The 16,061-nt window shown below is 63.7% G+C and carries 17 protein-coding genes; 16 read left to right on the top strand and 1 reads right to left on the bottom strand.

Annotation, left to right across the window (positions count from 1 at the left end):
- Positions 1–8 precede the first annotated feature (8 nt).
- The 6 genes from KC8_RS07695 to KC8_RS07670 all read left to right on the top strand — a co-directional run bounded on the left by KC8_RS07695 (position 9) and on the right by KC8_RS07670 (position 5,248).
- On the top strand, positions 9–1,298 hold the full coding sequence (locus KC8_RS07695; RefSeq protein ID WP_010127744.1) for a cytochrome b: 1,290 nt from the start codon (positions 9–11) through the stop codon (positions 1,296–1,298).
- Positions 1,299–1,311: 13 nt separating this feature from the next.
- Positions 1,312–2,154: a cytochrome c1 gene (locus tag KC8_RS07690; protein ID WP_010127743.1), complete on the top strand. Its 843-nt coding sequence runs from the start codon at positions 1,312–1,314 to the stop codon at positions 2,152–2,154.
- 2 nt (positions 2,155–2,156) lie between these two features.
- Positions 2,157–3,083 (top strand): S-methyl-5'-thioadenosine phosphorylase, encoded by a 927-nt coding sequence (gene mtnP, locus KC8_RS07685; protein WP_010127742.1) that lies wholly within the window; start codon positions 2,157–2,159, stop codon positions 3,081–3,083.
- Positions 3,080–3,616 carry an adenine phosphoribosyltransferase gene (locus KC8_RS07680; protein WP_010127740.1) on the top strand — a complete coding sequence of 179 codons (537 nt, stop codon included), beginning with the start codon at positions 3,080–3,082 and terminating at the stop codon, positions 3,614–3,616. The genes mtnP and KC8_RS07680 overlap by 4 nt, the downstream gene beginning before the upstream one ends.
- A gap of 115 nt (positions 3,617–3,731) precedes the next feature.
- Positions 3,732–4,466 carry a phosphatidylserine decarboxylase gene (locus tag KC8_RS07675; RefSeq protein ID WP_010127738.1) on the top strand — a complete coding sequence of 245 codons (735 nt, stop codon included), beginning with the start codon at positions 3,732–3,734 and terminating at the stop codon, positions 4,464–4,466.
- Positions 4,463–5,248: a CDP-alcohol phosphatidyltransferase family protein gene (locus KC8_RS07670; protein ID WP_010127736.1), complete on the top strand. Its 786-nt coding sequence runs from the start codon at positions 4,463–4,465 to the stop codon at positions 5,246–5,248. The genes KC8_RS07675 and KC8_RS07670 overlap by 4 nt, the downstream gene beginning before the upstream one ends.
- Here KC8_RS07670 and KC8_RS07665 read toward each other — a convergent pair.
- Positions 5,202–5,411: a hypothetical protein gene (locus tag KC8_RS07665; protein ID WP_029624846.1), complete on the bottom strand. Its 210-nt coding sequence runs from the start codon at positions 5,409–5,411 to the stop codon at positions 5,202–5,204. The genes KC8_RS07670 and KC8_RS07665 overlap by 47 nt on opposite strands.
- 244 nt (positions 5,412–5,655) lie before the next feature.
- On the opposite strand from KC8_RS07665, the gene rpsB reads away from it, so the two are divergent.
- From rpsB to KC8_RS07615, 10 genes are all read left to right on the top strand, one after another.
- Positions 5,656–6,411, top strand: coding sequence for a 30S ribosomal protein S2 (gene rpsB / locus KC8_RS07660; RefSeq protein ID WP_010127734.1), 756 nt, complete (start codon positions 5,656–5,658; stop codon positions 6,409–6,411).
- Between the two features lie 97 nt (positions 6,412–6,508).
- A complete protein-coding gene (tsf, locus tag KC8_RS07655) occupies positions 6,509–7,432 on the top strand; it encodes a translation elongation factor Ts (protein ID WP_010127733.1) in 924 nt (307 codons plus the stop codon).
- Between the two features lie 119 nt (positions 7,433–7,551).
- Complete coding sequence (pyrH, locus tag KC8_RS07650) at positions 7,552–8,274, top strand: UMP kinase (protein ID WP_010127732.1); 723 nt, start codon at positions 7,552–7,554, stop codon at positions 8,272–8,274.
- 2 nt (positions 8,275–8,276) lie between these two features.
- Complete coding sequence (gene frr / locus KC8_RS07645) at positions 8,277–8,834, top strand: ribosome recycling factor (RefSeq protein ID WP_010127731.1); 558 nt, start codon at positions 8,277–8,279, stop codon at positions 8,832–8,834.
- Entirely contained in the window at positions 8,831–9,562 is a 732-nt protein-coding gene (locus tag KC8_RS07640) for an isoprenyl transferase (protein WP_010127730.1), read from the top strand. The genes frr and KC8_RS07640 overlap by 4 nt, the downstream gene beginning before the upstream one ends.
- Entirely contained in the window at positions 9,559–10,386 is an 828-nt protein-coding gene (locus KC8_RS07635) for a phosphatidate cytidylyltransferase (RefSeq protein WP_010127729.1), read from the top strand. Before KC8_RS07640 ends, KC8_RS07635 begins: the two co-directional genes overlap by 4 nt.
- Positions 10,383–11,543, top strand: coding sequence for a 1-deoxy-D-xylulose-5-phosphate reductoisomerase (locus KC8_RS07630; RefSeq protein WP_029624844.1), 1,161 nt, complete (start codon positions 10,383–10,385; stop codon positions 11,541–11,543). Before KC8_RS07635 ends, KC8_RS07630 begins: the two co-directional genes overlap by 4 nt.
- Positions 11,540–12,679: a M50 family metallopeptidase gene (locus KC8_RS07625; protein WP_010127726.1), complete on the top strand. Its 1,140-nt coding sequence runs from the start codon at positions 11,540–11,542 to the stop codon at positions 12,677–12,679. Before KC8_RS07630 ends, KC8_RS07625 begins: the two co-directional genes overlap by 4 nt.
- A 28-nt stretch (positions 12,680–12,707) precedes the next feature.
- A complete protein-coding gene (gene bamA, locus KC8_RS07620) occupies positions 12,708–15,476 on the top strand; it encodes an outer membrane protein assembly factor BamA (protein ID WP_010127725.1) in 2,769 nt (922 codons plus the stop codon).
- Positions 15,476–16,057 carry an OmpH family outer membrane protein gene (locus KC8_RS07615; RefSeq protein ID WP_010127724.1) on the top strand — a complete coding sequence of 194 codons (582 nt, stop codon included), beginning with the start codon at positions 15,476–15,478 and terminating at the stop codon, positions 16,055–16,057. The genes bamA and KC8_RS07615 overlap by 1 nt, the downstream gene beginning before the upstream one ends.
- Positions 16,058–16,061 lie beyond the last annotated feature (4 nt).

Below are 16,061 nucleotides of genomic sequence, written 5' to 3'. Positions count from 1 at the left end.
GATTTGAGATGAGCTTTCCTTGGGCTAATCATTATACGCCGAAGCATCCGGCGATGCAGTGGATCGACGAGCGGCTTCCATTGCCCCGTCTGGTCTACAATGCGGTCGGCGCCGGTTATCCGGTTCCGCGCAACCTGAATTATTTCTGGAACTTCGGCGTTCTCGCGGGTGCCGCGCTCGCCATCCAGATCATCACCGGCATCGTGCTGGCCATGCACTATGCGGCGAACGGCGACATCGCCTTCGCGTCGGTCGAACATATCATGCGCGATGTGAACTCGGGCTGGATGCTGCGTTATGCGCACGCCAACGGCGCGAGCTTCTTCTTCATCGTCGTCTATCTCCACATCTTCCGCGGCCTTTTCTACGGTTCGTACAAGGCGCCGCGCGAAATGGTCTGGCTGCTCGGCCTGGTCATCTTCCTCCTCATGATGGCGACCGCTTTCATGGGCTATGTGCTCCCGTGGGGGCAGATGAGCTTCTGGGGCGCCAAGGTGATCACCGGCCTGTTCGGGGCGATCCCGCTGGTTGGCGAAGCGATCCAGACGTGGCTGCTGGGCGGCTTCGCGCCGGACAATGCCGCGCTGAACCGTTTCTTCTCGCTGCACTATCTGCTGCCGTTCGTGATCGCGGCCGTGATCATCCTGCACATCTGGGCGCTGCACATCCCGGGTTCGTCGAACCCGACGGGCATCGAGGTGAAGGGTCCGCAGGATACCGTTCCGTTCCACCCCTATTATACGGCCAAGGACGGTTTCGGGCTGGGCGTGTTCCTGATCCTGTTCGCGCTGATGCTGTTCTTCGCACCGAACTATCTCGGCCATGCGGACAACTACATCCCCGCAAACCCGCTCTCGACCCCGGCGCACATCGTTCCGGAATGGTACTTCTGGCCGTTCTACGCGATCCTGCGTGCGTTCACGGTCGATTTCATCCTGCCGGCCAAGCTGTGGGGCGTCATCGCGATGTTCGCGTCGATCCTGCTGCTGTTCTTCCTGCCGTGGCTGGATAAGTCGCCGGTGCGTTCGGGCAGCTATCGTCCGACGTTCAAGATGTTCTTCTGGATCCTCGTCATCGACGTCCTGATCCTGGGCTATTGCGGCGGTGCGCCGGCCGAAGAACCCTATGTGATGATCTCGCAGCTCGCGTCGGCTTACTACTTCGCGCACTTCCTGATCATCCTGCCGATCATTTCGCGGATCGAGCGGCCGTTGCCGCTGCCGGGTTCGATCACCGAAGCGGTTCTGGGCAAGCATGGCGAAGTCGCCGGCGATGCGCAGCCCGTGGCTGCGAAATAAGGGGTAACTGATAATGGTACGTCCCATCGGTGCCCTCGTCGGGCTGGGTTTCGTCTTCGTCCTGCTCTTCTCGCTGATCACGGGCGCGGTGAACTTCATCAAGGAGCCACCCGCCCCGACCGTCGAGCATGAGTTCCACCAGCACCCCAAGCCTGTTGAGCTGGCCAGCAATGGCCCGCTCGGCAAGTTCGATCGCCAGCAGCTTCAGCGTGGCTTCCAGGTTTACAAGGAAGTCTGCGCTGCCTGCCACTCGCTGCATTATGTCTCGTTCCGCGATCTGCAGGACATCGGCTTCAGCGAAGCCGAAGTGAAGGCGATCGCCAAGCAGTGGCCGATCGAAGTGCCGTCGGTGAACCCGGACACGGGTGAAGCCGCGACGCGCAAGGCCGAAGCTGCCGACAAGTTCCCCAACCCGTATCCCAACGAGGTTGCGGCGCGTGCGGCGAACAACAATGCGTTCCCGCCCGATCTGTCGCTGATGACCAAGGCTCGCCATGACGGTGCTGCCTATGTCCACTCGCTGCTGACCGGTTATCAGGCCCAGCCGGCCGAACTGCTCAAGCAGTTCCCGGATGCCAAGACCGGCGCTGGCCTGCACTACAACCCGTACTTCGCGAACCTGAACATCGCGATGCCGCCGCCACTCGCGGCTGACGGCCAGGTCACCTATGCCGATGGCACCAAGGCGACGATCGATCAGATGTCGACCGACGTGTCCGCGTTCCTGGTGTGGACCGCTGAACCCAAGCTGGAAAGCCGCCACCGCACGGGTGTTGCCGTGGTGATCTTCCTGCTCATCGCGACCGGCCTTGCGTTCATGGCGTATCGCAACGTCTGGTCGGGCATGAAGCACTGACAATGAAGGAGGCGGCCGCGTCAGCGACCCGGCCGTCATCTTCGCAACCGGACGGCGCCTATTCGAAAGATAGGGGCCGGCTCGGCATCATCGGCGGGAGCGGCCTCTATCGGATGGCCGCTCTCGCCGATGCCGTTTGGACGCCGGTCGATACCCCATGGGGCCAGCCTTCGGACGATATTCTGGTCGGAACATTGGCCGGCCGCGAAATCGCCTTCCTGCCACGCCACGGTCGCGGCCATGTGCTGGCGCCGGGCGAGATTCCGGCGCGTGCGAACATCGCCGCGCTCAAGGCGCTGGGCTGCGATGATATCATCGCCATTTCCGCAGTCGGTTCCTTCCGCGAAGAACTGCCGGCCGGCGCGTTCGTCATCGTCGATCAATATGTCGATCGCACCATCCGCGACGGCCGCAGCTATTTCGGCGATGGCGTGGTCGCCCATGTCGCTTTTGCCGATCCGGCCTGTTCGCGGCTGGCGGGGCAGGTGGCCGCCGCGCTGGGCGCGCTTGGCTTGCCGCACCAGATGGGCGGGACGATGCTGGTAATGGAAGGCCCGCAATTTTCCACCCGCGCGGAATCGCGGATGCACCGCGCGCAGGGCATGGATGTTGTCGGCATGACCGGCCTGCCCGAAGCGCGCCTCGCCCGCGAAGCCGAGCTTTGCTATGTGAATGTCGCGATGGTCACCGACTTCGATGCCTGGCACGAAGGCGCGGTCGATGTCGCCGAAGTCATCCGCGTGCTGGGTGAGAATGCGGCCAACGCACAAGCGCTGGTGGCGGCAGTCGCAAGGGGCAGCGTGCCCGCGATCGAATGCCCGGCGGGCTGCCGCCGGGCGCTCGACACCGCCATCATCACCGCGCGTGAAGCCTGGCCCGATGGCACGCAGGCCCGTCTCGCCACGCTGGCGCCAAGGATCTTCGCATGACCGATAATGCCGATCTCGCCGCGTTGATTCGCACGATCCCCGATTTTCCCAAGCCCGGCATCCTGTTTCGCGACATCACCACCTTGCTGCTCGATCCGCATGGGCTGGCTGCGACGGTCGATCGGCTGGTGGCGCTGCATGACGGGCCGTTCGATCTCGTTGCTGGAATCGAGGCCCGCGGTTTCATCTTTGGCGCGGCCGTTGCGCAGAAACTGGGCGCGGGGCTGGTGCTGCTGCGCAAGCGCGGCAAGCTGCCGGGGGCGACCATCGCGGTGGACTATGCGTTGGAATATGGCGAGGATCGGATCGAAATGCACGCCGATGCCCTGGCGCCCGGCTGCCGCGTATTGCTGGTCGACGATCTGATCGCCACTGGCGGCACCGCGCTGGCCGCGATCCGGTTGCTCCGCAAGGCCGGGGCGGAAGTGGCCGGCGCCGCCTTCGTGATCGATCTGCCCGATATCGGTGGTGCCCGCCTGATCGCCGGGGCGGGGGTTCCGGTGGGCGCCCTGGTCGCGTTCGAGGGCCACTGAACGGCCTGTCAGGACCCGGTTGATCGGGCGGTCGGCGATGGATGGCATGTGGTGCCGTTCATCGATTCGCCATTGCGGCGTTGTCATGGATCATGCCCGATCGTAAGAACGCGTTATGACATCAACCGAAAAGCCGGACGTCGGCGCATCGAACGTCCGCTGGCGCTGGCCGGCGGTTCATCCCGAAGGCCGCAAGTTCGCGCTGATCGGCGCGGGCATCGCGCTGATCTTCGCACTCATGGGCTGGGAAACGCTCGCCTGGCCGATGGGCGGGGTGACGATCTGGATTCTGGCCTTTTTCCGGGATCCGATCCGCACTTTTCCCAAGGGCGAAGGGTTCATCGTCTCGCCCGCCGATGGGCTGGTGACGATGATCGCGACCGTGCCGCCGCCGCGTGAAATTGCGGGTCCGGACGGGCTGGGCGATGCGCCGATGACCCGCGTTTCGATTTTCATGAGCGTGTTCGACGTCCACATCAATCGCACGCCGATTGCCGGTACGATCCGTCGCGTCGTCTATATTTCGGGCAAATTCCTCAACGCCGATCTCGATAAAGCGAGCGAAGAGAATGAGCGTCAGCACCTTCTGGTCGAAGGGCATGATGGCACGCGGATCGGCTTCACCCAGATTGCCGGGCTGGTGGCGCGGCGCATCGTGCCGTTCGTGAAGCCCGGCGATATCGTCGCCGGGGGGCAGCGCATTGGCCTGATCCGTTTCGGCAGCCGGGTCGACGTCTATCTGCCGGCGGGCACTGCGCCGCGTATCGCGCTCGGCCAGCGTGCCATCGCCGGCGAAACCGTGCTCGCCAAAATCGGCGACGGTGAGCGGGTGTTCGGGACCCCGCTGTGAACCAGGCCCGGCCCGATCGGCCCCGGCGCGGCATTCCGCTGCGGGCGCTTGCCCCTAATGCCGTCACCGCGCTGGCCCTGTGCTTTGGGCTGACCGGCGTGCGTTTCGGCATCGGCGGCGAATGGGAAAAAGCGGTCGCCTCGATCATCATGGCCGGGGTGCTCGACGGACTCGACGGGCGGATTGCCCGGCTGCTGAAGGGCGAGAGCCGTTTCGGCGCCGAACTCGATTCGCTGTCGGATGTGATTGCGTTCGGCGTCTCGCCCGCCATCATTCTCTATCTCTGGTCGTTGCAGACGCTGCCGCGTTTCGGCTGGCTGTTCGCGCTGGCCTATGCGGTGTGCTGCGCGCTGCGCCTTGCCCGCTTCAATGCCGCGATCGATTCGGAGGATCAGCCGCACAAATCCGCCGGCTTCCTTACCGGGGTGCCGGCGCCTGCGGGCGCGGGGCTGATGCTGCTGCCGGTCTATATCTGGCTGGTGACGGATCTGCCGGTGCTGCGCGAACCCTGGGTGGCGGCGCCCTGGGCGGCGTTCGTCGCCTTCCTGATGGTGTCGAACGTGGCCACGTTCAGCTGGTCGTCGCTCAAGCTGCGCCAGGGGATGCGGCTGGGCGCCCTGGTGGCGGTTGCGCTGGTGGGCGGCGCCTTGATCAGCGCGCCCTGGCATACATTGTCGGCGGTTTCGGTCCTCTATGTGCTGGCCATCCCGTTCGGGATGCGCAGCTATGCCCGCGTCAAGCGGCAGCGCGCAGCCGCACGGTCCGCCGTGCCGGGCGCGTAACCGCCCGGACGCGTGCCGGACGCAAGGGGGGCAGGGCGCTGACCGGCGGCATGCCCAATATAGTCGCGATCCGATCGGCATATTCCGATACCATCCCGGCGATGATGCCGAGCGCCGCGCCGCCGGCGGCGAGGAAGAACAGGATCGTCATCAGATGCGTCATAACCATCTCCAACCCGATCGCGGCCTCGTGCCCGGTTCATCGCGAATCGCGTTTTGTTCCGGATATCCGCTGTTGGGGTGAATATGTTCCCATTATGTTCCATAGGTCAACACTTGATTTCGCGGGGCTGACGCTTTAAGCGCGCGTCCATTCCACATCCGGGGCCCATAAACCGGTGCTGGCGGCTCGAAAGCGAGTGGCTGGTCACTGTCCCGGAGAGGTTCAACCGGAAGGAGACTATCCCATGGCGGTTCCCACCGTCTCGATGCAGGCATTGCTCGACGCAGGCGCGCACTTTGGCCACCAGACCCACCGCTGGAACCCGAAGATGAAGCCCTACATCTTCGGCGATCGCAACGGCGTCCACATCATCGATCTGTCGCAGACCGTGCCGCTCATGGCGCGCGCGCTCGATTTCATCAGCCAGACCGTCGCCCATGGCGGCAAGGTTCTGTTCGTCGGCACCAAGCGCCAGGCGCAGGAGCCGATCGCGGAAGCCGCCCGCCGTTCGGGCCAGCATTATGTCAACCATCGCTGGCTGGGCGGCATGCTCACCAACTGGAAGACGATCTCGGGTTCGATCAAGCGCTTCAAGACGCTGGAAGAACAGCTTTCGGGCGACACGCACGGCCTGACCAAGAAGGAAGTGCTTCAGCTCACCCGCGAACGCGACAAGTTCGAACTGTCGCTGGGCGGTATCCGCGACATGGGCGGCATCCCGGACGTGATGTTCGTGATCGACGCCAACAAGGAAGAGCTGGCGATCAAGGAAGCCAACACGCTGGGTATCCCGGTCGTCGCGATCCTCGATTCGAACGTCAGCCCCGATGGCATCGCGTTCCCGGTTCCGGCCAATGACGACGCCGCCCGCGCGATCCGCCTCTACTGCGAAGCGGTGGCGACCGCCGCGACCCGTGGCGACCAGGGTGGCCGCGCTGCCCGTGGCGAAGATCTCGGCGCGCTGGCCGAACCGCCCGCCGAAGAAGCGCTGGGCGCCTGAACTGGCCCCGCGTCCATTATCGGGCGCGCGCCATAGCAAGATTACGGGGCGGGCCTGTCGGCTCGCCCCGACCCGTTCATAACGAAAGGACAAGGACATGGCGGAAATCACTGCCAAGACTGTCAAGGAACTGCGCGACCGCACCGGCGCCGGCATGATGGATTGCAAGAAGGCGCTGGCCGAAGTCGGTGGCGACATGGAAGCGGCCGTCGATTGGCTGCGCACCAAGGGCCTTGCCGCTGCCGCCAAGAAGGCTGGCCGTCAGGCTGCCGAAGGTCTGGTTGGCGTCGTCGTTCAGGGTACCAAGGGTGCCGTGGTCGAAGTGAACTCGGAAACCGATTTCGTCGCCAAGAACGATCAGTTCCAGGCGTTCGTGAAGACGGTCACCGAACTCGCGCTCGGCACCGGCGATTCGATCGAGGCGCTCGCCGCCGCGACCTATCCGGGCGAAGGCAGCGTTGCTGACAAGCTGACCGCGAACATCGCCACCATCGGCGAGCAGCAGGCGCTTCGCCGCGCCCGCGTGATCGAAGTGGCGCAGGGTGCGATCGTGCCTTACGTCCACAACGCGGCCGCTCCCGGCCTCGGCAAGATCGGCGTGCTCGTCGCGCTTGAAAGCGCGGCTTCGGCTGATGCGCTCACCGCGCTTGGCAAGCAGCTGGCGATGCACATCGCCGCCGCCAACCCGCTGGCGCTGACCGCCGACGGCCTGGACGCCGACACGGTCGAGCGCGAGCGCGCGATCGCGACCGAAAAGGCCGCCGAATCGGGCAAGCCCGCCAACATCATCGAAAAGATGGTGGAAGGTTCGATCGCCAAGTACCGCAAGGAAAATGCGCTTCTCAGCCAGCCGTTCGTGATGGACGGCAAGACCCCGGTGGCCGATGTCGTCGCCGCGGCGGCCAAGGAAGCCGGTTCGCCGATCGAACTGAAGGGCTATGTCCGCTTCCAGCTCGGTGAAGGCATCGAGAAGAAGGAAAGCGATTTCGCAGCAGAAGTCGCGGCTGCGGCCGGCGTCTGATCTGCGATTGCCCGTCCCGATAATCCGGGACGGGCAGCGCTTGCCTGCTTGGCATCGGCGCGTACCGGCTCTACGGTACGCGCCGTTTCCTTACCTGATAAATGAGAGATCCCACGGCGATGATCCGGCCGCGCTTCAACCGCATCCTCCTGAAGCTGTCTGGCGAGGTGCTGATGGGATCGGGCCAGTTTGGCATCGACCCTGAAACCGTCGCCCGCGTCGCGCAGGAAATTGCCGATGTCGCTCGCGATCATGAACTGTGCGTCGTTGTCGGCGGCGGCAACATCTTTCGCGGGCTGGCTGCGGCCGCCAAGGGGTTCGAACGCACCAGCGCCGATTATATGGGTATGCTGGCGACGGTGATGAACGCCCTCGCGGTGCAGAATGCGCTGGAGCAGATCGGCGTCGACACCCGCGTCCAGTCCGCCATCCCGATGAGCACGGTGTGCGAACCCTTCATCCGCCGGCGTGCCGAACGCCACATGGAAAAGGGCCGGATCGTCATTTTCGCGGCGGGCACCGGCAATCCGTATTTCACCACGGATAGCGCGGCGGCCTTGCGCGCCGCCGAAATGAACTGCGATGCGCTGTTCAAGGGCACTTCGGTGGACGGTGTTTACGACGCCGATCCGAAAAAGGTTCCCGACGCAAAACGTTATGATACTGTCACCTTCAATCGCGTCCTTTCGGACGATCTGAAGGTGATGGATGCAAGTGCCGTCGCGCTGTGCCGCGACAATGATATCCCGATCGTCGTCTTCAACATCCGTGAACGCGGCAATCTCGCCCGCGTGCTGGCGGGCGAAGGCATTGCGACGGTCGTCCAGAATGAGGGAGTGTGACGATGCCCGCCTATAACAAGGCTGATCTCGAACGCCGGATGCACGGTGCGGTGGAATCGCTGAAGGGCGATCTTGGCGGCCTGCGCACCGGGCGTGCCAGCACCTCGCTGCTCGATCCGGTGACGGTGGAAGTCTATGGCGCGCACATGCCGCTCAACCAGGTCGCAACCGTGACGGTGCCCGAACCGCGCCTGATTTCGGTGCAGGTGTGGGATAAATCGAACGTCACCCCGGTCGACAAGGCGATCCGTTCGGCGGGGCTTGGCCTCAACCCGATCGTCGATGGCCAGACGCTGCGCCTGCCGATCCCCGATCTGACCGAAGAACGCCGCAAGGAACTCGCCAAGATCGCTGGTCAATATGCCGAAAAGGCGAAGATCGCGGTGCGCAACGTCCGTCGCGACGGCAATGATGCGCTCAAGGCCGACGAAAAGAAGGGCGAGATCAGCGAGGACGAGCGCAAGCGCGCCGAAACCGAAGTCCAGAAGCTGACCGACAATACGATTGGTGAGATCGATGCCGCAGCGCTCGCCAAGGAAAAGGAAATCCTCAACAAGTGAACGCCGCTTCGGTCTCGACATTGCAAGCAAGTGATGGCGGCGCGGGCGTTCCGCGCCATGTGGCCATCATCATGGATGGCAATGGGCGCTGGGCCAAGGCGCGTCATCTGCCCCGCATCGCCGGGCACCGCCGCGGTGCCGAGGCCGTCCGCGCCACCATCCGTGCGGCCGGCGAACTCGGCATCGAGGTGCTGACGCTCTATGCTTTCTCGTCGGAAAACTGGCGGCGGCCCGAAGAAGAGGTTTCGGATCTCAAAGGGCTGCTGCGCCATTATCTGCTGGCGGAACTGGACGAACTGGCGAACAACGGCGTTCGTCTGAAGATTATCGGCGATTACAGGCGGTTCGGACCTGATTTGGCCGCCATGCTTGACAATGCGGTTGCCCGCACTGCCGACAATGCGTCGACCACGCTGGTGATTGCGCTCAATTATGGGGCGCAGGATGAAATCGTCCGGGCCGTGCGCGCGCTGGCGCAGGATGGGGTTGCGCCGGCGGACATCGATATCCCGGCGATCGCGGCGCGGCTGGATACGGCGGATTTGCCGCCGCTCGATCTGCTGATCCGCACGTCGGGCGAACGACGCCTGTCTAATTTCCTGTTGTGGCAGGCGGCCTACGCCGAACTGCTGTTCGTCGATACGCTGTGGCCCGATTTCGGCCGCGACGATCTTTTCGCCGCCGTTGCCGATTATGGCCGGCGCGACCGGCGTTTCGGCGGGCTATGAACCAACCAGCGGCAGCGCCGGCGCCCGCTGCGCGCCAATCCGATCTGCGGACACGGGTGGCAAGCGGCGTCGTGATGGTGCTTGTCGCGCTGGTGTGCCTGTGGGCGGGCGGCCTTGCCTTTCGCCTGCTGGCGACCGCCGTCGCGGTCGTGATGATGGCCGAGTGGGCGGGCCTGATGCATGCCCCGCGATGGAAGCGCGTCCTTGCCATGCTGTTCGCGCTGGGGCTGGCCGCCGGCCTTGGCGAGATCGCGGTGACGCCGGAATATTGGCTGGGCGGATCGGCAAGCGCCGTGCTGCCCGTGCTGGTGCTGGCTGGCGCGGCCGCCGTTGCGCTTGCGGTGTTGACGCTGGACTGGCGGCTTGGCGCGGGGTTGCTCTACGCAACGCTGCCGGCGCTGGCGCTGATCTATCTGCGGGCGCAGCATGGCTTCGGGTTGACGCTGGCCACGGCCGCATTGGTGTGGGCGACGGATATCGGCGCCTATTTTGCCGGGCGGGCGATTGGTGGGGCAAGGCTGGCGCCACGGATCAGTCCGAACAAGACATGGGCGGGGCTGATCGGCGGGGTCATCGCGGCTGAGCTGTTATGCGCGGCGCTTGCGATCGGATTTGGCCTGTCGTGGCTGTTCGTCTATTTTGCGACGATGCTCGCGGTGTCGGCCCAGATCGGCGATCTTTTCGAAAGCTGGCTGAAACGTCGCGCCGGGGTCAAGGATTCCGGTCGTCTGCTGCCGGGGCATGGGGGCGTGCTCGATCGGCTGGACGGGCTGGTGCCGGTGGCGCTGCTGGTGGCGGGCCTGGCGATCATGGGGTGGATGTGACGCGCGCTGTTACCATCCTTGGCGCAACCGGGTCGGTCGGCAGTTCGACGCTGGATCTTATCGAACGCACGCCTGATGCTTTCGAAGTCGTGGCGCTCACCGCGCACAGCGATGTCGCGGGGCTGGCGGCGGCGGCGCGCCGTACCGGCGCGCGTTTCGCTGCGATCGGGGATGATCGCCTTGGCCCGGCGCTGGCAGACGCGCTGGCGGGCAGTGGGGTAGAAACCGGCGCTGGCGAAAGCGCGCTGATCGACGCCGCATCGATGCCGGCGGACTGGACGATGGCCGCGATCGTCGGTTGTGCCGGGCTGAAACCGGTGATGGCAGCGCTTGAACAGGGGCGCACCCTGGGGCTGGCGAACAAGGAATCGCTGGTGTCCGCCGGCGATCTGATGATGCAGGCGGCGCGCGGGCACGGCGCGACCTTGCTGCCGGTCGATTCCGAACATAATGCAATTTTCCAGTGCCTTGATCATGCTCGCCTGGAATCGGTCCGCCGGATCATTCTGACGGCCAGCGGCGGGCCGTTCCGCACGTGGAGCCGTGCGGAAATGGCGGCGGTGACGCCCGAACGCGCCGTGCAGCATCCCAACTGGTCGATGGGCGCAAAGATTTCGATCGATTCGGCGACGATGATGAACAAGGGTCTCGAACTGATCGAGGCGCACCATCTGTTCCCGGTTGGTCACGGTCGGATCGATATCCTCGTCCATCCGCAGTCGGTGATCCATTCGATGGTCGAATATGTCGATGGGTCGACCCTCGCTCAGTTGGGCACGCCGGATATGCGCGTGCCCATCGCGCATGCGCTGGCATGGCCCGAACGGATGGTCGCGCCGGTCGAAACGCTGGATCTCGTGCGGATCGGGTCGTTGAGCTTTGAGGCGCCCGATCCGGATCGTTTCCCGGCGCTGGCGCTGGCCCGCGCGGCGGTGGAAGCGGGTGGCGCGCGTCCGGCCATTCTGAATGCCGCGAACGAGCAAGCGGTGGCCGCTTTTCTCGCGCGCCGCATCGGTTTCCTCGATATCGCTGCGATCGTGGCGCAGGTGCTGGATCGCTACGATCCTGCGGCGCCCGCCAATCTCGACGAGGTGTTCGTGGTGGATGGTGAGGCACGCCGGTTGGCGGATGAGTTGATGGAGGTGAAGGCCGCGTGACCGATTCCCCCGGTATCCTGCTGACAGTCGCAGCTTTTCTGCTGGTCATCGGGCCGCTTATCTTCATCCACGAACTGGGCCATTATTTCGCCGGTCGGGCGTTTGGCGTGAAGGCGGAGACGTTTTCCATCGGCTTTGGCCGTGAATTGTTCGGCTGGACGGATCGGCGCGGCACGCGGTGGCGCGTCGCGTTGCTGCCTTTGGGTGGCTATGTCCGTTTTGCCGGCGATATGAACCCGGCCAGCGCGCATACGCCCACCGCCGAATGGCTGCGGATGCCGGCTGACGAACGCAACAGAACATTCCAGGCAAAACCGCTGTGGCAGCGCTTCATCATCGTGGCGGCCGGGCCGCTGACCAATTTTCTGTTCGCGATCGTGGTGTTCATGGCCGTGTTCGCGATGAATGGTCAGGCGCGCACGCCCGCGGTGATCGCGCTGGTGGAACCGGGCACGGCCGCGGCGACGGCGGGCCTGCAACCGGGTGATCGCATCTCGGCGATCGCGGGCCAGTCGGTCGATCGGTTCGAGGATATTCCGCGGATTATTTCGATCCGGCCCGATGAAACCGTGAAGCTTGACGTGTGGCGCGATGGAGCGCTGCGGCAGGTTGATGCGCGGATCGGCGTCCGGCTGGAACGGGATCGCTTCGGCAACGAATATCGCCTTGGCCGGCTTGGTGTCGGGCCGGGTTCGCCGGTGTGGGTGGAGGTGCCTTTCTGGCAGCTGCCGGGCCTTGCCGTTTCCCAGACGTTCGATGTTGTGCGGATGATGGTCGATACGCTCGGTCAGGTCATCACGGGTCGGCGTTCGGTGCAGGAACTGGGCGGGCCGCTCAAGATCGCGCAGATTTCGGGGCAGCAGGCCACGTTGGGATGGTTTGATTTCATCCTCTTCATGACGATGATTTCGATTAATCTTGGATTCATCAATCTCTTGCCAATTCCGTTGCTCGATGGTGGCCATTTGCTGTTCTATACGATCGAAGGGATCGGGCGGCGGCCGCTTAATCCGGCGGTGCAGGAGTGGGCGTTCAGGACGGGGCTTGCGGTGCTGCTCGCCTTCATGCTCTTCGTCACGGCCAATGATCTGGCTTCGTTTGGGGTATGGCAGCGGCTTGCCGGGTTGATCGGGTGACGGCGATCGGGCAGGGCAGGCGGCAATAATGGCGCGATCCAATCGGGTGGCGGCAAATCTGGGACAAGGGCGGGTGCGTGTGACGGCAATCAAGGGACGAACCATCGGGGGCGGACAGCAGGCCACGAAGTCGCTCCGGCGGATCGCGCCGATGTTGCTGATCGGCACGGTGCTGGGCGGATTGCCCGGCATGGTCCAGGCGCAGGCCGTTGCGCCGGCGCCGATGCCGGACGGGCCACTGGTGGCGCCGCTTCCGGGCAGCGGCATCGTTCGCTCGGTCAATGTGGCGGGGTCGCAGCGGCTCGAACCGGATACGGTGCGCTCCTACATCAAGCTTAAGGCCGGCGATCCTTACACGCGCGAAACGCTCGATCAGGCGCTGAAGGATCTTTACGCGACCGAATTGTTCGCCGACGTCCAGATCCGCGACGATGCGGGCGCGCTGACCATTCAGATCCGCGAAAATCCGGTGATCAACCGCATCGTGCTGGAAGGCAATAAGCGGCTGAAGGACGAAAAGATCCGTCCCGAAATCCGGCTTGCGCCGCGGCAGATTTTCACCCGTTCCAAGGCGCGGGCGGACGTCGCCCGCATCATCGAACTGTATCGCCGCCAGGGGCGTTTCGCCGCGACCGTCGAACCGAAGATGGTGCAGCTCGATCAGAACCGCGTCGATATCGTGTTCGAGATCAACGAGGGCGCCAAATCCAAGGTCCGCCAGATCAACGTCATCGGCAACAAGGCGTTCGATGCCGGCGAATTGCGCAGCGAAATGGCGACCAAGGAGTCGCGTTTCTACCGCTTCTTCTCGTCGGGCGACAGCTATGACCCGGATAAGCTGGCCTATGACCAGCAGAAGCTGCGCCAATTCTATCTGACGAACGGCTATGCCGATTTCCGCGTGATTTCGGCGGTGGCCGAACTCACGCCCGACAAGCGTGATTTCATCATCACCTATGTCATCGAGGAAGGCGATCGTTACAAATTCGGCGATATCGGCGCGGAAAGCGAAATTCGCGATATCAAGCCCGATACGCTCAAGGCGCTGATCCGCATCAAGAAGGGCGACTGGTACAACGCCAAGCTGGTCGAAGATACGGTCGACGGGATCACCGAGACGACGGGCCTGCTCGGCTTCACCCCCGATGTTCGCCCTGATTTCGTGCGCGACAAGGATGCGCTCACGATGTCGGTCACCTTCAAGGTGAACGATTCGCCACGTGTCTATGTCGAAAGCATCAACATCAACGGCAACACCCACACCAAGGACAAGGTGATCCGTCGCGAATTTCGTCTGACGGAAGGGGATGCGTTCAACAGCTTCCGGGTGAAACGTTCGCGCGATCGCATCCAGTCGCTCGGTTATTTCCAGGAAAAGCTGGAGATCGAACAGAAGCCCGGCTCCGCGCCCGATCGCGTCGTGCTCGAAGCCAATGTCGAAGAAAAATCGACCGGCGAACTTCAGGTGTCGGCCGGCTTCTCCAGCCTTGAAAAGTTCATCGTCGATCTGTCGATCCGCGAACGCAACTTCATGGGCAAGGGCCAGGAAATTCGCGCCAGCGTCAATTATTCCAGCTATTCCAAGTCGATCGAGGCCGGTTTCACCGAACCATATCTGTTCGACAAGAATATCGCGATTGGCGGCGATATCTTCCGGCGCGATTACAACTCGTTCAATTACATCAATAATAACGATCGCCAGACGACGTACGAACAGACGACGACAGGTTTCCAGATCCGTCTCGGCGTGCCGCTCACCGAATATGTCAGCCTCGCGCTGCGCTACGGCCTGAGCTTTGACGACGTCTCGCTCGACAAGAACACCTTCTATTATGACACCGATGGCGATGGCGACGCGGAATGCGATCCGCTCCTGGCCGGTCGGTACCTGTGCGATGCCATCGGCAAGCGGACTACGTCGTCGATCGGCTACAGCCTGGTGTTCGACAATCTCAACAATCGGGTCAGGCCCAGCCGCGGCCAACGCGTGATCCTCAGTCAGGATTTCGCGGGTGTCGGCGGCAGCGTCAAATATATCCGCACCCGCCTGAACGGCGACAAATATTGGAATGTCGGCAGCGGCTTCATCTTCTCGCTCGGCGGGGAGGGCGGCGCGATCCTGCCGCTGGGCGGTAGTTCGGGTGCGGGCGTCGATGCGGTGCGCCTGACGGATCGTTTCTTCCTGGGTGAACCGCAGATGCGCGGCTTCGATATTCGCGGCATCGGTCCGCGGGTGAAGCGCGTCTATCTGGATGGTACTGAATATTCGGACGATGCGCTGGGTGGCCGCTATTATTATCGGGGCCGTGCGGAGCTTGAAATTCCGCTCGGTTCGGGTGCTCGTGAAATGGGTCTGCGCCCGTCGCTGTTCCTCGATGTCGGTTCGGTTTTCGGCGTCAAGAAGCCCAATCCCACGGCGACGTTCGTCGATACGGATGGCGACGGCATCGTCGATCCGATCGTGCGACCGGTTCGTGATACGGCGGGCAATCCGCTTTATCTGATCCCGGCCGGCCAGACGAACGCCGGCACCTATACGACCTGCGCGACCGGGCAGATCGCTTCGGGCGGCACCATATGTTCGGGCACCGTGGCCAACACCGCGGCGACGAACAGCATCACGCCGTTCACCGAAGAGTTCCTTGGAAATACCTGGAAACCCCGCGTTTCGGTCGGTTTCGGGGTTAACTGGAACTCACCGTTCGGGCCGTTCCGCATTGATATCGCCAAGGCGCTTGTGAAACATAAGGGCGACGATACCAAGCTCTTCACCTTCAACGTAGGGACACAATTCTGATGAAGACCATTTTGAAGACGGTCACCCTGGCGGCCGCCATGTTCGCGGTTCCGGGTGTCGCCTCGGCGCAGCAGAAAGCCCCGGGTGCGGTAATCGTCACCGTCGATACGCAGCGCATCTATGCCGAATGCACCGCGTGCAAGGCGGCGCAGACGCAGTTGCAGGCACAGGCGCAGCAGATCCAGACGCTGCAGCAGACGCTGGGCACGCCGTTGCGCACCGAAGCCGAAGCAATTTCAAAGGCTGCCGAAGGCAAGACCGCACCCGATCCCGCGCTGCAGGCCCGTATCCAGGCGCTGCAAACCAAGGAAGCCGCCGCCAACACGCAGCTTCAGCAGCGTCAGCAGGCCTTCCAGCGCAACCGTCAGTATGTCGCCCAGCAGATCGGTGCGAAGCTTGATCCGATCATCGCGCAGGTGATGACGGCGCGTGGTGCGAACCTTGCGCTCGATACGCAGGCGACGCTTGCTGCCGCGTCCGCGATCGACGTCACCAACGATGTGATGACGCAGCTCAACACCCAGTTGCCCAGCGTCAGCACCACGGCCCCCGCAGCGCCTGCGACCCCGCCGAGCCGCTGATCGC

The sequence above is a fragment of the Sphingomonas sp. KC8 genome (assembly GCF_002151445.1).
In the GTDB taxonomy this organism is placed as follows: domain Bacteria; phylum Pseudomonadota; class Alphaproteobacteria; order Sphingomonadales; family Sphingomonadaceae; genus Sphingomonas_E.
Note: the sequence above shows the minus strand (reverse complement) of the source record. Positions and strands in the feature narration are given on the sequence as shown.

Coding starts and splice junctions, on each gene's coding strand:
- frr (WP_010127731.1), top strand. CDS start 8,277: ATGCCCGCCTATAACAAGGCTGATCTCGAACGCCGGATGCACGGTGCG.
- rpsB (WP_010127734.1), top strand. CDS start 5,656: ATGGCGGTTCCCACCGTCTCGATGCAGGCATTGCTCGACGCAGGCGCG.
- mtnP (WP_010127742.1), top strand. CDS start 2,157: ATGAAGGAGGCGGCCGCGTCAGCGACCCGGCCGTCATCTTCGCAACCG.
- KC8_RS07665 (WP_029624846.1), bottom strand. CDS start 5,411: ATGACGCATCTGATGACGATCCTGTTCTTCCTCGCCGCCGGCGGCGCG.
- KC8_RS07615 (WP_010127724.1), top strand. CDS start 15,476: ATGAAGACCATTTTGAAGACGGTCACCCTGGCGGCCGCCATGTTCGCG.
- KC8_RS07695 (WP_010127744.1), top strand. CDS start 9: ATGAGCTTTCCTTGGGCTAATCATTATACGCCGAAGCATCCGGCGATG.
- tsf (WP_010127733.1), top strand. CDS start 6,509: ATGGCGGAAATCACTGCCAAGACTGTCAAGGAACTGCGCGACCGCACC.
- KC8_RS07690 (WP_010127743.1), top strand. CDS start 1,312: ATGGTACGTCCCATCGGTGCCCTCGTCGGGCTGGGTTTCGTCTTCGTC.
- pyrH (WP_010127732.1), top strand. CDS start 7,552: ATGATCCGGCCGCGCTTCAACCGCATCCTCCTGAAGCTGTCTGGCGAG.
- bamA (WP_010127725.1), top strand. CDS start 12,708: ATGGCGCGATCCAATCGGGTGGCGGCAAATCTGGGACAAGGGCGGGTG.
- KC8_RS07635 (WP_010127729.1), top strand. CDS start 9,559: ATGAACCAACCAGCGGCAGCGCCGGCGCCCGCTGCGCGCCAATCCGAT.
- KC8_RS07680 (WP_010127740.1), top strand. CDS start 3,080: ATGACCGATAATGCCGATCTCGCCGCGTTGATTCGCACGATCCCCGAT.
- KC8_RS07675 (WP_010127738.1), top strand. CDS start 3,732: ATGACATCAACCGAAAAGCCGGACGTCGGCGCATCGAACGTCCGCTGG.